Origin of the sequence: Cohnella suwonensis, assembly GCF_042655365.1 — a bacterium.
Lineage (GTDB): Bacteria > Bacillota > Bacilli > Paenibacillales > Paenibacillaceae > Cohnella > Cohnella suwonensis.
Genome location: NZ_JBHSMH010000090.1, coordinates 1 through 12,366, shown reverse-complemented (window position 1 = coordinate 12,366; position 12,366 = coordinate 1). Strand labels below are relative to the sequence as shown.

At 57.0% G+C, this 12,366-nt stretch carries 12 protein-coding genes; 1 reads left to right on the top strand and 11 read right to left on the bottom strand.

Annotation, left to right across the window (positions count from 1 at the left end):
* Positions 1 to 86: 86 nt before the first annotated feature.
* The 6 genes from bioC to bioA are packed head-to-tail and all read right to left on the bottom strand — an operon-like array spanning position 87 to position 5,951.
* Positions 87 to 983, bottom strand: coding sequence for a malonyl-ACP O-methyltransferase BioC (gene bioC / locus ACFPPD_RS20475; protein ID WP_209745996.1), 897 nt, complete (start codon positions 981 to 983; stop codon positions 87 to 89).
* On the bottom strand, positions 973 to 1,704 hold the full coding sequence (locus ACFPPD_RS20470; protein ID WP_378083116.1) for an alpha/beta hydrolase: 732 nt from the start codon (positions 1,702 to 1,704) through the stop codon (positions 973 to 975). The genes bioC and ACFPPD_RS20470 overlap by 11 nt, the downstream gene beginning before the upstream one ends.
* Positions 1,689 to 2,879, bottom strand: coding sequence for an 8-amino-7-oxononanoate synthase (gene bioF, locus ACFPPD_RS20465; RefSeq protein ID WP_378083114.1), 1,191 nt, complete (start codon positions 2,877 to 2,879; stop codon positions 1,689 to 1,691). The genes ACFPPD_RS20470 and bioF overlap by 16 nt, the downstream gene beginning before the upstream one ends.
* 12 nt (positions 2,880 to 2,891) lie before the next feature.
* Entirely contained in the window at positions 2,892 to 3,881 is a 990-nt protein-coding gene (gene bioB / locus ACFPPD_RS20460) for a biotin synthase BioB (RefSeq protein WP_209745994.1), read from the bottom strand.
* 31 nt (positions 3,882 to 3,912) lie between these two features.
* Positions 3,913 to 4,623, bottom strand: coding sequence for a dethiobiotin synthase (gene bioD / locus ACFPPD_RS20455; RefSeq protein ID WP_209745992.1), 711 nt, complete (start codon positions 4,621 to 4,623; stop codon positions 3,913 to 3,915).
* Positions 4,620 to 5,951, bottom strand: a complete 1,332-nt coding sequence (bioA, locus tag ACFPPD_RS20450; protein ID WP_378083240.1) for an adenosylmethionine--8-amino-7-oxononanoate transaminase — start codon at positions 5,949 to 5,951, stop codon at positions 4,620 to 4,622. The genes bioD and bioA overlap by 4 nt, the downstream gene beginning before the upstream one ends.
* A 272-nt stretch (positions 5,952 to 6,223) precedes the next feature.
* Between bioA and ACFPPD_RS20445 the strand changes: the two genes are divergently transcribed.
* Entirely contained in the window at positions 6,224 to 7,423 is a 1,200-nt protein-coding gene (locus tag ACFPPD_RS20445) for an AI-2E family transporter (RefSeq protein ID WP_378083110.1), read from the top strand.
* A gap of 61 nt (positions 7,424 to 7,484) precedes the next feature.
* Here ACFPPD_RS20445 and ACFPPD_RS20440 read toward each other — a convergent pair whose 3' ends face one another.
* From ACFPPD_RS20440 to ACFPPD_RS20420, 5 genes are all read right to left on the bottom strand, one after another.
* The gene (locus tag ACFPPD_RS20440; protein ID WP_378083108.1) at positions 7,485 to 8,387 is read right to left on the bottom strand and encodes a hypothetical protein; all 903 of its coding nucleotides are present in this window, start codon (positions 8,385 to 8,387) and stop codon (positions 7,485 to 7,487) included.
* 26 nt (positions 8,388 to 8,413) lie between these two features.
* Positions 8,414 to 10,675, bottom strand: a complete 2,262-nt coding sequence (locus ACFPPD_RS20435; RefSeq protein WP_209745990.1) for a heavy metal translocating P-type ATPase — start codon at positions 10,673 to 10,675, stop codon at positions 8,414 to 8,416.
* Positions 10,676 to 10,804: 129 nt separating this feature from the next.
* A complete protein-coding gene (locus tag ACFPPD_RS20430; RefSeq protein ID WP_209745989.1) occupies positions 10,805 to 11,005 on the bottom strand; it encodes a copper ion binding protein in 201 nt (66 codons plus the stop codon).
* Positions 11,006 to 11,038: 33 nt separating this feature from the next.
* Positions 11,039 to 11,383: a metal-sensitive transcriptional regulator gene (locus ACFPPD_RS20425; protein WP_209745987.1), complete on the bottom strand. Its 345-nt coding sequence runs from the start codon at positions 11,381 to 11,383 to the stop codon at positions 11,039 to 11,041.
* A 708-nt stretch (positions 11,384 to 12,091) separates the two neighbouring features.
* A partial coding sequence (locus ACFPPD_RS20420; protein ID WP_209745985.1) for a hypothetical protein occupies positions 12,092 to 12,366 on the bottom strand: 275 nt, incomplete at its 5' end.

Below are 12,366 nucleotides of genomic sequence, written 5' to 3'. Positions count from 1 at the left end.
TTTGTCGGTTCGGCGGGAAACGCGCGGAAATAGAAAAAAGACCGTTCCGTATGTCGGATCGGTCGAGGACGCGGTCTTGAAGACGTTCATTTCTCAAACCCGGGATTAGCCGGAGGATCGATTTTCCGGGCCGCGACGAATAACGCTTCGTAAGTCGCGGCGACGCCTCCCGGCAAACTGAAACTACGCTCGTACTCTTCATACATGCCGGCGATCAGTCGCCTCGAACCGAAGCCGCGCGAAGCGGCAGCTTCCGAGGCGCTGGCTCCAAGCGCTTTGACGGAGTGAAGGAACTCCCTCGCGGAAGCATGTGTTTCCGTATGAACCAAGCGCTCGCATCGGATCGTCGAGAATCTTGTTTCCTTCAGTAAACTTCCCCACTGATCCGCCGATTGAAACGATAGCCCGTGCCGCTCCGGATTGTTGCCATTGGCACGGTATACGGCATCGAATGACGCATGCAGCTCGCGGAACGTTTCCGGACCGAACGTCGCGAATGCGATCAGACCTCCGGGGGAAAGCATCCGTCGAAGGTTCTCCAACGTTTGCTTCGGACGGTTTAACCACTGAAAACAAGCGCTGGAAACGATGAGATCGAACGAGGATGGGGAAGCGCTGGCCGACCATGCTTCGACATCCGCATGCAAGAAGCGAACGCGGGACGATCGCCTTTCGCCATGGGCGGAACCCTCCGCGAAGCTCGTTCTAACGCGCCGTTCGGCCGCCGCGATCATTGCGGGCGCGATATCAATCGCGGTAATGGACGAGTTGGGCCAATCGTTGACCATGATTTCCGTCAGCATGCCGGTTCCGCAACCGATCTCGAGAATACGAGGCGCGTCGTTATCCCCTTCGCGTCTCCAAGATTCGAGAGAGTTAGAAAGCTTATGAGCCATGATTCGCTGAACATGGGCATGAGCATCGTAGGAGCCTGCGGCGCTTCGGTTAAATTGACGCCTTATCGCCGATTTTCTATCGATCATGCCACCAGCTCCTTAGCGATTCGGCCAAATCCGCTTCCCTACCAAGGAACGGCGCGTGCCCGCTTCCGGGAAGGGTCAACAGCTTCGCGCGAGGCAATCCCGTGAATAACTCCACCGCCGCCGCGTATGGGCATATGCGATCCTCTTTACCGTGAACAAGAAGAACCGGACACTCGATTCCCCGCAATCGGGTCAGGCATTCCACGCCGCGAAGGACTTCGAGTCCGGCGATTAGCGCGGAATCCGACCAACTGCCCGCGATAGGGAATTCATCGCCGTAACCGACTCTCCATTCCGTCTCGCCGAATGCCAGCCTCCGAAATTTTTCTTCGACGGCATGCCGTTCTTTCCGGATGCCATGGATCATCCGTCTAACGTAAGCATCCGCCCATCCGCGATCCGCCTCGTCCACGGGCCGGGTGAATTTCGCCGTCGTCGAGAACAACGCTAGGCCGTCCGCCAACTTTAGCGCCGCGAGTCTTAGCGCCAATACTCCCCCGAGCGACCAGCCCATGATGAAGAGCGGGCCGTCGCGAGACGACGATAGAGCTGTTGCGGCGGATTCCGTCATTTCTAACATCTCATCGGCACTTTCGACCCTGCTGTAATTTACGGAAACATGACGAAAGTCCGGCAACTGATCCCGTAGCCGATCGAATGTGCTTGCCGGCATGCTCCATCCGGTCAGCCACATCATCGTCCCGCTTAACTCCCGTTGCACGAATCCGACACTCCCAATCGAAGGCCGATGCCGCGAATACGCGCAGCCGCTTCTTTCAGTTCGTTTACGGTATGCGAAGCCGACAAAGTAAAGCGGATACGCGCCGTTCCTGCCGGTACGGTCGGCGGACGAATGGCTACCGCGGCTATGCCTTCCTCCTCTAATGCGATGCTGAATCTCAAGGCCCTATCGTTATCGCCCACGAGCAGAGGAACGATCGGAGTATCATCCGATCCGACGTTAAATCCCGCTTCAATTAATGAAGAACGAAAAACCCGGCTTGCCGCGGACAGCCGCTCGCGACGCCAATGCTCCGTCCGCACGAGCTCCAGCGACTTGGCAATACCGGCTACGACCGAAGGAGGCAGCGCCGTCGAATACATCAGAGGCCTTGCTTTATTCACGAGCCACCGGATAAGCGTGTTGCTCCCGCACACGTAAGCTCCGTAGACGCCGAACGATTTGCTGAACGTCCCCATATGAATATCCACGTCGTTCTCCAGCCCGAGCTCATGCCCCAATCCCTCGCCGCGTTGTCCGTAAATCCCGCCGCTGTGCGCCTCGTCGACCATCAGCATGGCACCGTATTCCATTTTGAGCGCAACCAGCTCGGTCAACCGGGCCCTATCGCCGTCCATGGAGAATACGGCATCCGTAACGATCAGCTTGCGCCGCTTGTCGCGGTATTTATTCAATAAAAAGCGCAAATGCTCCATATCGTTATGACGATACCGGGCATGCTCGGTGCGACTGATCGCGATCCCGTCGACGATGCTCGCATGGTTGAACCGATCGCTGAATACGACGTCGCCCCGGCTCGCTAGCGCGCCGATTACGCCGACGTTCGCCATATATCCGTTCGCGAACACAAGCGCCGCTTCGCGGTTCTGCCATTCGGCCAACGCTTTTTCGAGAAGCCCGTAAGACGGAAAGTTGCCGGTCACGTACCGGGAAGCGCCTGCGCCGGCTCCTTCGGTCAGGAGCGAATCGCGCATCGCTTCCGCGATGGCCGAATGCCGGGCAAGCCCCAAATAATCATTCGAACATAAGTCGAGCAGCGCGCGATTTCCTCGTAATATATAGCCGGGGCGATCGGGAATGGACGCGCTGTCCAGTAAACGGCGAACCGACGACGCGCGATTTAACGCTTCTAGCTCATTTGCCAGCCCATCCATCGTCCGCCCTCCTTATAACGCGTTTAATTCGATTTCGAAGCCCAAATCTTCAATGATACTATGATCCGACGAGACGTCTTGCCCTTCCGTCGTTAAATAGTCGCCCACGAAGAGAGAATTAGCCGCGTATAGAGATAACGGCTGAAGCGAACGGAGATTAACCTCTCGTCCACCCGCCACGCGAATTTCTTTGGAAGGGCAGACGAACCGGAACAATGCCAATACTTTTAGCGCTTGCATTGGCGGAGTGCGCCCGGCATGTTCAAGCGGGGTTCCCGGAATCGCATTGAGGAAATTGATCGGAATCGAGTCCGCGTCAAGCTCGCGCAAAGCATGGGCCATTTCGACGATTTCCACGTTCGTCTCCCCCATTCCGATAATGACGCCGGAGCAAGGAGACATGCCTCGGGACTTTACTTTCTCTATCGTTTCGACGCGCTGATCATACGTATGGGTCGTCGTGATAGACGGGTAGTTCGCTTTGCTCGTGTTCAAGTTATGGTTATAGCGGTGAACCCCTGCTTCCGCAAGGCGCTCCGCCTGATCGTTCTTCAGAATGCCCAAACATGCGCAAATCTTGAGCGGCATCGTATCGCGGATTTCCTTCACCGCTTCCGCGACCTGATCCAGTTCCTTGTCCGTCGGACCCTTGCCGGCGGCAACGATGCAATAGGTCCCCGCCTTGCGAGCCATCGCCTCTCTGGCTCCCGCGAGCAGCGTTTCTTTGTCGAGCAGCGAGTATTTCTTGACCGGCGCCGTAGATACGATAGATTGCGAGCAGTAGCCGCAGTCTTCGGGGCATAGGCCGCTTTTGGCGTTGATGATCATATTCAGCTTCACTTTTTTGCCGAAGAAAAATTTCCTGACCTGGAAAGCGGCATGCATGAGCGACAGGACATCGTCATGATCGGCTTCCAGGACGGCAAGCCCTTCGTCAATCGTCAATCGTTCCCCGTTCAGCGCTTTGTCGGCAAGAGATTGCCACTTCGTTGCGTTATTCATGGATTCTCGTTCATCTCCGATCGGTTGTCGTTTATGAAAACAGCTGCCTGATAGGCGCGAAATGAATCCTTGATCGAACGGCGCGTATTAGCATTTCCGTATTCGCCTCTCCGCGGAAGCTGGGCAAACGGCCAAGGACTTTCACTGCGCCGTAACGTTCGATAAGCTCCGCGTTCGTCGCGATGCTCGGATCTTCATGCGTTGCCTGCGGACCGTCGTTCATGATCACGCCTATGACCGGGATTGCGCGTTGCCTTAACAGCGATACCGTCAAGAGCGTATGATTAATCGTTCCGAGTCCGGAACGGGCTACGATCAGAACCGGCATGCGAAGCTCCGAGATCAAGTCGATCATCAGACGATTCTCCGTAAGCGGTACGGCAACGCCGCCTGCGCCTTCGACGAGCAATGCCTCGTAACGTTGGAACAGAGGTCGACCAGCCGCAATAATTCCCTCTAACGAAAGGGTCGCTCCGGAATGCTTGGCGGCAAGCAGCGGGGTTAGCGGCGCTTCGAACGTATAAGGCGCCACGGCCTCCGGCCGCTCGTCGATACCCGAGAGCCGAAGCAACCGTTCCGCATCCGTAACGCCATTTCCTAATAGGGTGCCGGACTGGACGGGCTTCCAGACTCCGGCATTCAGCCCCTCGGCTCGAAGCGTCGCGGCAAGCGCCGCCGTCGCCATCGTCTTCCCGACGCCGGTATCCGTTCCGGTCACGAATAATCCGCGCGTCCCGATCATGCGGACGATTGACCTTCGGTAACATCGACGATGGATGCGGTCAATAGATCCGTCATGACGTCCAGCTCGTCTTCCGTGCTGGCAAGAGGCGGAATGAATACGATGACGTTGCCCAACGGCCTAGTGAGCATGCCGAGTTCCCTGGCGCGAGCGGCCACGCGAACGCCGATCCGATCCTCCCAAGCGAATGGCTCGCGCAACGCCTTGTCCCGTACGAGTTCGATCCCGATCATCAAGCCCTTCTGACGAATTTCTCCGACATGCGGCCTTTCCTCGAGCGCCTTCAGCTTCCGCCGCACGAACGATTCTTTCGCGATAACGCCTTGAACCATGTTTCGCTCTTCGAGCAGTTTCAAGCTAGCCAAGGCGACGGCGCAACCAAGCGGGTTGCCCGTGTAAGAATGGCCATGGAAAAAAGTTTTCCGCTCCAGGTAGTCGGCATGGAAGGCGCCGTACACTTCGTCCGTCGCAAGCGTCGCGGCAACGGGCAAGTACCCGCCCGTCAGCCCTTTGCCGACGACCATGAGATCGGGCGTAACGCCTTCCAGATCGCAGGCGAACATGGCGCCCGTCCGTCCGAATCCCGTCGCGACCTCGTCGGCGATCAGAAGCACGTCATGCTCGCGGCAAAGCTCGGCCATCTCGCGCAAGCAACCCGAAGGCATGACGATCATCCCCCCCGCTCCTTGCACGATCGGCTCCACGATGAGTGCCGCGATCTCGTCTCCGCTCGTCTCCAGCAATAAGCGCAATGCGGTTAAAGTCGCTTCCTTTGCGCCTGGCGCACCGCCTGTATGGCGATATCCATACGGATACGGAATGACATGCGAAGGAAACAACATCGGACGAAACACTTCATGGTAGAGCGGAATCGCGCCGACGCTGACCGCTCCGATCGTATCTCCGTGATACGCTTGATCCATCGTGACGAAAGTCTTTTTACGCGTATTCCCTCGGTTACTCCAATATTGAAAAGCCATTTTGATCGCGATCTCGACGCCGGTAGCTCCCGAATCGGAGTAAAACGTTTTGTTTAAGCCATTCGGCGTTATTTCCGCCAATTTCGCGGCAAGCTCGATGGCTGGGATATTCGCCATTCCGAGCAGCGTTGAATGGGCGACCCTTCCTAACTGATCCGCGATCGCTTCGTTCAGTTCAGGCACGTTGTGCCCATGCACGTTAAGCCATACGGACGAGAAACCGTCGTAGTACGCGCGTCCCTGAACGTCGAACAACATGATGCCTTCACCGCGCTCTATGATCAGAGGGTCGGTGTTTTCGTAGTCTCTCATTTGGGTAAAAGGATGCCATAAATACGCTTTATTCATAGCCGCGAGACGTTCATACCGAGCCGACAAGATGATCACCTCCCCTTCTAAAACCAATTGTTAACCAAGTTCGTATTCTTAGGTTAACAATTAACAGGGATAATATAGCAGACCGTTACGTCTCTGTAAAGAGCGCCCGAATGAAGCCGAACCGACAGCAAGCGAACTGGCTGCATTCGAAATGGCGATCCGCGTTCGATACCGCACCAATTCCGTTGGTGTTCCGAGCCGCCGTCGGTTAAAATAGGAAGTATCGTAAGGGAGGGTTTTCCGTGGAAACGGCGAAGCGCAAATGGTCGGACCGGGTCAAGTGGATGCTGCTGAACCAGCAGGTCGTTCTCGTCCTGGTCGTCATTCTATTAATCAGCTTGAATATTTTCGTCTTGGACAAAATCTCGTACATCTTCCACCCGTTCATCGTCGTGCTCGAGACGGTGTTCCTGCCATTCTTGTTGACGGGGGTCGGCTTCTATCTGCTCAATCCGATCGTCGACTTCCTGGAGAGGCGCAACATCGCCCGCGGCTACACGATCGCCGTCCTGTACTTGATTATCGCCACCGCGATCACGATTATCGTCATGCGGGTCGTCCCGCTGCTCAGCGATCAAATCTCGGGTCTCGTCTCTTCGTTCCCGGATTACAGCCAAGACGCGCAAGCCAAGTTCGAGGAATGGGTCGGCAGCGATTCTTTTAACCAGATCCAGAGCACGCTCGGCATCGACACGTCGAAGCTGGCGCACGATTTCTCCGGCCAAGTGTCTTCCGTTCTGAACAACGCGTGGTCCGGCATTGGGGGGCTCGTCAGCCGCGTCACGCATACGATTCTCTCTATTATCACCGTGCCGCTTATCTTGTTCTACCTGCTTCGCGATCGCAAGAAGCTGACGCCGTACGTGCTCGACTTCGCGCCGTCGGCGCTTCGCGGTCGCGCCTTGCGCGTGCTGCTGGAGATGAACCAACAGATCAGCTCGTACATTCGCGGCCAGATTCTCGTCAGCTTCTGCGTCGGCTTATTGCTCTACATCGGCTATTTGATTATCGGCCTCGATTACTCGCTCGTCCTCGCGGTCATCGCCGCCTGCACGAGCGTCGTCCCTTACGTCGGACCGGCCATCGCCATCATGCCCGCGCTCGTCGTCGCGATGGTCACGTCGCCGATCATGCTGCTGAAGATGGCGATCATCTGGACGATCGTTCAAGTAATCGAAGGCAAGGTCATCTCGCCGCAAGTGATGGGCAAGGCGATGAGGGTTCATCCGATCACGATCATCTTCGCGATCTTGACGGCGGGCAACCTGTTCGGTCTCGTCGGCATCATTCTCGCGGTGCCGGGCTACGCCATCCTGAAAGTCATCACGACCCACTTGTTCAGATGGTTCAGACGGAAGTCCGGCCTTTACGACCCGGCAGACGACGAGACGGTCGAGGAACGGCCCGACGCGCCGCCGGAGAAACCGGCCGTCACGCCGTAAACAAAAAGATGACCTTCGCGCAGGGTTCGCGCAGGGTCATCTTTTTGTTCGTCAAGCATCGTTATGTTATTCGAACGACGAACGGCACGGTGAACTCTTTGCCGTCGCGCTTGAACTGCCCCCAGATTTTGTACAAGCCCGCGACGGGGAACGTCGTCATAAACTCGGCGTCCGGCCCCTTAGCGTCCTCGACGACGGGATGAACGTGCAAGTAACGTTCCGCTCCCTCGTCCAGGATGACGACGTGCCCGATCGCGCCGAGCACGGGCTCTAGATCGGTAACCGGCTTACCCGTCTTCTCGTCCGTCAAATGGTAAGTCAGCTTCGTCTCTTTGCCCGCCTTGGCGCCGTCCAGTTGAAGGGAAACCGTCGTGCCTCCCTCCGTTTTGGACGTTTCGATATCCGGTACTAAGGGCGTGGGCGCGACTCCGCCTTTCCCGGTTACGTCAGCCGCAACGGAATGCGTCGTTGCCGAACCGTTCTCCGGGATATAATCCGCGAACAACTTATACGTCCCTCCCGTCGGGAAATCGACCGACACGACGAATCGACCGTCTCCCTCGTACTCGGGGTGAATATGCTGATAATGCATGAGATCGCTTCTGACGACGATCAGATGCATCAGCTTCTCGTGATTCAACTTAAACTTCTCGACCGGTTTGCCGTTCTCGTCCGTGATCCGAATCATGAGCGGGTTCTCTTCGTTAAATTCGAGCGCCCCGCTATCCCCATCTTCCCATTGCCATTCCGCGGTCGTGGAGGGCTTAGCCTCTTCTTCGCCCATTCCCTCCATTTCGTCGTGTCCCACGTGCCCATCGCCGTTCGAAGCGGCATGCGACGCTTCCGCCGATTCCGAGGCCATGCTTCCGTGTTCCATCGTTGCGTGATCCGTTTTCTTGCCGCACCCCGCCAGCAAACCAGCCGTCAATACGATCGCCAATGCCGCTATTCCCATTTTTCTCATAGTCGTTCCTCCATCGCTTTCGTTCGTTAAGGCTTTGCCCGTTGCAGTCTGAGCGCGTTGAGCACGACCGATACCGAGCTGAGCGCCATCGCCGCGCCGGCCAGCCAAGGCTCCAGAAAACCGCTCGCCGCTACCGGAATGCCGACGACGTTGTAAGCGAGCGCCCAGAACAAGTTTTGCTTAATATTGCGCATCGTCTTGCGGCTCATCCCGATCGCGTCCGGAATCGCGTTAAGGTCGCCTCTCATAAGCGTCACGTCCGCCGCTTCCATCGCCACGTCCGTGCCGGTGCCGACCGCCATGCCGATATCCGCGGTCGCGAGCGCCGGAGCGTCGTTAATGCCGTCGCCGACCATGGCGACGACGTTGCCCGCTTCCTGCAGCTTCCTGACTTCGCGCGCCTTTCCTTCCGGCAACACTTCGGCTACCACTTCGTCGATGCCGGCTTGCCGCGCGATCGCTTGCGCGGTCCGCTCGTTGTCGCCGGTGATCATGACGACCCGGATGCCGGACGCGAGCAGCTTGGCGACCGCTTCCTTCGACGTTTCCTTGATCGTGTCCGCGACGGCGACCATGGCCGCGTAACGCCCGTCGACCGCCGCGAGCATCGCCGTCTTGCCTTGCTGCTCCAGCTCGAGCATCCCGGCTTCCGCGGCAGAGATATCGACGCCGCGTTCGTTCATTAGCTTGCGCGTGCCGACGAGCAGCTCGCGCCCTTCCACCGTCGCTTGAACGCCGTACCCGGGTATCGCTTGGAACGCCTCCGCTTCGGGCGCCGTCACGCCTCTGGCCGCGATGCCGGAGACGATCGCCTCGGCCAAAGGATGCTCGGACCGCCGCTCCGCCGCCGCGAACCGGGCGAGCAGTCTTCCGTCCTCGTCGGCGCCGTCCGCGATCTCGATATCGGTCAACTCCGGTTTGCCTTTCGTGACCGTCCCCGTCTTGTCGAGTACGACGACGTTCACGCGATGCGTCGCTTCCAAGTGCTCGCCGCCTTTGAACAAGATGCCGAGCTCTGCCGACCGGCCGGAGCCAGCCATAATCGACGTAGGCGTCGCTAATCCAAGGGCGCACGGGCAAGCGATGACGAGTACCGCGATCGCTTTCTCCAGCGCGCCGGAGAAGTTGCCGCTATCGATAACGAACTGCCAGACGAGGAACACGACGATCGCGATACCCACGACAATCGGAACGAAGATGCCGGAGATGACGTCCGCGACGCGTTGAATCGGCGCTTTGGAGCCTTGCGCTTCCTCGACGACGCGGATGATTTGCGACAGCACCGTCTCTCCGCCGACTTGCGTCGCCCGGATGCGAAGCATGCCGTTCGCGTTCACCGTCGCGCCGATGACCTTGTCTCTCGCTCTTTTCTCGACGGGAATGCTCTCGCCGGTAATCATCGATTCGTCGACGGCCGATACGCCTTCCAGCACGTCTCCGTCGACCGGAATTTTCTCGCCTGGCTTCACGAGCACGACGTCTCCCGTTGTTACTTCCTCTAGCGGAACGCTGATCTCCGCGCCGTCCCTGACGACGAGCGCCGTCTTCGCCCGCAAGCCCATCAGCGACTTGATCGCTTCGGACGAGCGGCCTTTCGCCATCGTCTCGAATAGCTTGCCGAGCAGGATCAGCGTAATAAGCACAGAACTCGTCTCGTAGTAAAGCTCGACGCCGTGGGCGTGCCCGCCGATCGTGTCGATCGTCAGATAGAGGCTATAGAAGTACGCCGCTGACGTCCCCAAGGCGACGAGAACGTCCATGTTGGCGCTCCCGTTGCGAAGCGCCTTATACGCCCCGACGTAGAACGGCCATCCGACGATAAACTGCACCGGAGTCGCGAGCGCGAGCTGGAACCAAGCGTTCATGAACAGTTCCGGCACCCAGATCCCCGAAGTGAAGGAGAAATGGCCGACCATCGCCCACAGCAGCGGTAACGACAACGCGGCCGACGCCGCCAATTTCAGCGCGTACCGTCGTACCGTGCGTTTACGCTCTTCCCCGCGTTCTTCCGCGGCCAGCTCCGCTCTTTCTTCCTTCGGCTTCGCGCCGTAGCCCAGTTGTTCGACCTTGCGGATCAAGTCTTCTACCGATACGGTTTCCAAGCGATATTGCACTTGGGCCGTCTCCAGCGCCAAGTTCACGGTTGCTTGCGAGACGCCCTCGAGCTTGCCCAGCCCCTTCTCGATCCGGTTCGCGCAAGCCGCGCAAGTCATGCCCGTTATGAATAAGGAAGCTTGCCCGTCTCCTACCGGGGTAATCTCCGTTACGTTCGTTGTCGCTGTCGTCATCGTCGCTTCACCTTCGTCCTTCGCTTATCGTCTTCGTCCCTATCGTCCGGATATACTGTCCGGGGGTATGTTTCGCTCCCAATAATGGGGCCATCGCGAGATGACCCCGTCGCTTGATTTCGCTTACGACTATACGACGTCGTAGCCTTGATCCTCGATGGCCGCTTTGATCGCGTCGGCCGACAATTGGGCCGCGTCGTAATCGACCGTTACCAAGCCGCTGCGCAGATCGACTTTGGCGCTCGCGCCCAGCCCTTTCACCGCGCCTTCCACCGAATTCACGCAATGTCCGCAAGACATGCCTTCTACTTTTAACGTCAGTTGAGTCATATCGAATCCCTCCATAGGTTCATCGTATTGGGGTTATTTCATTAATTTGTTGACCGTTACGAGCAATTCCTCGATGACGGCGTGATCGCCGGACTGGATCCGGTCGACGACGCAGCTTTTCATGTGTCCTTCCAGCAGCAGCTTGCCAACGCCGTTCAGCGCCGATTGCGCGGCCGCGATCTGATTGAGCACGTCGTCGCAATAAGTATCTTTATCGATAAGCCCTTTGATGCCGCGAATTTGTCCTTCGATGCGGTTCAAGCGGGAAATCAGGTTCGACTTCATTTTGTCCGAGTGATGGCTTTTCCTTCCGGTCTCGCCGTCGCCCGCTGTGTCGCAATGTCCAGCTACGGTCGAGCAGCTCGCGTCTTCCGTCATTTCGCATCCCCTCCTTCGTTCGTTGTTTCATATCATACCCCATCGGGGTATTTCTCACAACTCAAATATACCCCCCAGGTGTATATTTGTCAAACTAATTTTTTCGATACAAAGAAGAACAGTCAAGGGAGTTTCCTCGACGGCCCTTTGATAGTGCGTTTATGTAACGTTTCAACAGGTACGAGCCGCTTTGCTCGGCTAGTTCAGCTCATCTTAAGCGGGCAACTAAGTGTAGTAATGTCAGTAAATTGATGACATTGTGCGCGACTCCAACGCCTAGTTGCACAAAAGACATCTGTTATTCAACTTTAGCCGGTTTTCGATGAAATGGGCTGAATTACATGCTCTTTTTACAACTAGTTCCAAATAATTCGACTTACCTTTAAAATTTGTTGTACTCCGTGCAATTCGGCGTTTGAGTTGGGGGTTGGGGGTTGGCGAATCCATGCGAGGATGCTGTCATCGGCAGATGGCATCCTCGCATGCATCCCTTGGAGCTTCCGCAATTCCAGCAATCTCGCTCCCGGACTTCCCTCTCGTCATTCCACTTTCCAGCACACTCGCCGCCCCTCACTTCCTTCCTCCACCGTCGCGACAAACTGCATGGACTACAGTTTGTTTTCACCATTTTCCTCGTCGTCGACCAACAACCTGCGTCTACTACAGTTTAAATAACGTAAACGGCTCATATCCGCGATTTCCAGGGAATCAAACTGCACCCCATGCAGTTTGATTCTCACGATGCAGATTATTACCGGAATCAAACTGCACTTTTGCAGGTCGTTGGAAGAACGAACGATAGACCTGCGCGCACAACGCCGCCTTACTCGCAAAGCCAATTCGTAATCCGTACTCGTCCACCGCACCAATCGCATACAAGCAACTCGTAGAGTAGAGAACTGAAATTTCATTGGAGGGCGGAAGCCCTCCTTTTACTTTCCCAGCTCCCCCTTCATCAAACCGGACGTGAGGTTTTCCCTCAT

Bases quoted from the DNA above. Each gene is read 5' to 3' on its own strand.
- bioD (WP_209745992.1), bottom strand. From the start codon at position 4,623: ATGATCGGGACGCGCGGATTATTCGTGACCGGAACGGATACCGGCGTC.
- bioC (WP_209745996.1), bottom strand. From the start codon at position 983: ATGATCGATAGAAAATCGGCGATAAGGCGTCAATTTAACCGAAGCGCC.
- ACFPPD_RS20425 (WP_209745987.1), bottom strand. From the start codon at position 11,383: ATGACGGAAGACGCGAGCTGCTCGACCGTAGCTGGACATTGCGACACA.
- ACFPPD_RS20440 (WP_378083108.1), bottom strand. From the start codon at position 8,387: ATGAGAAAAATGGGAATAGCGGCATTGGCGATCGTATTGACGGCTGGT.
- ACFPPD_RS20430 (WP_209745989.1), bottom strand. From the start codon at position 11,005: ATGACTCAACTGACGTTAAAAGTAGAAGGCATGTCTTGCGGACATTGC.
- bioB (WP_209745994.1), bottom strand. From the start codon at position 3,881: ATGAATAACGCAACGAAGTGGCAATCTCTTGCCGACAAAGCGCTGAAC.
- bioF (WP_378083114.1), bottom strand. From the start codon at position 2,879: ATGGATGGGCTGGCAAATGAGCTAGAAGCGTTAAATCGCGCGTCGTCG.
- ACFPPD_RS20435 (WP_209745990.1), bottom strand. From the start codon at position 10,675: ATGACGACAGCGACAACGAACGTAACGGAGATTACCCCGGTAGGAGAC.
- bioA (WP_378083240.1), bottom strand. From the start codon at position 5,951: ATGAATAAAGCGTATTTATGGCATCCTTTTACCCAAATGAGAGACTAC.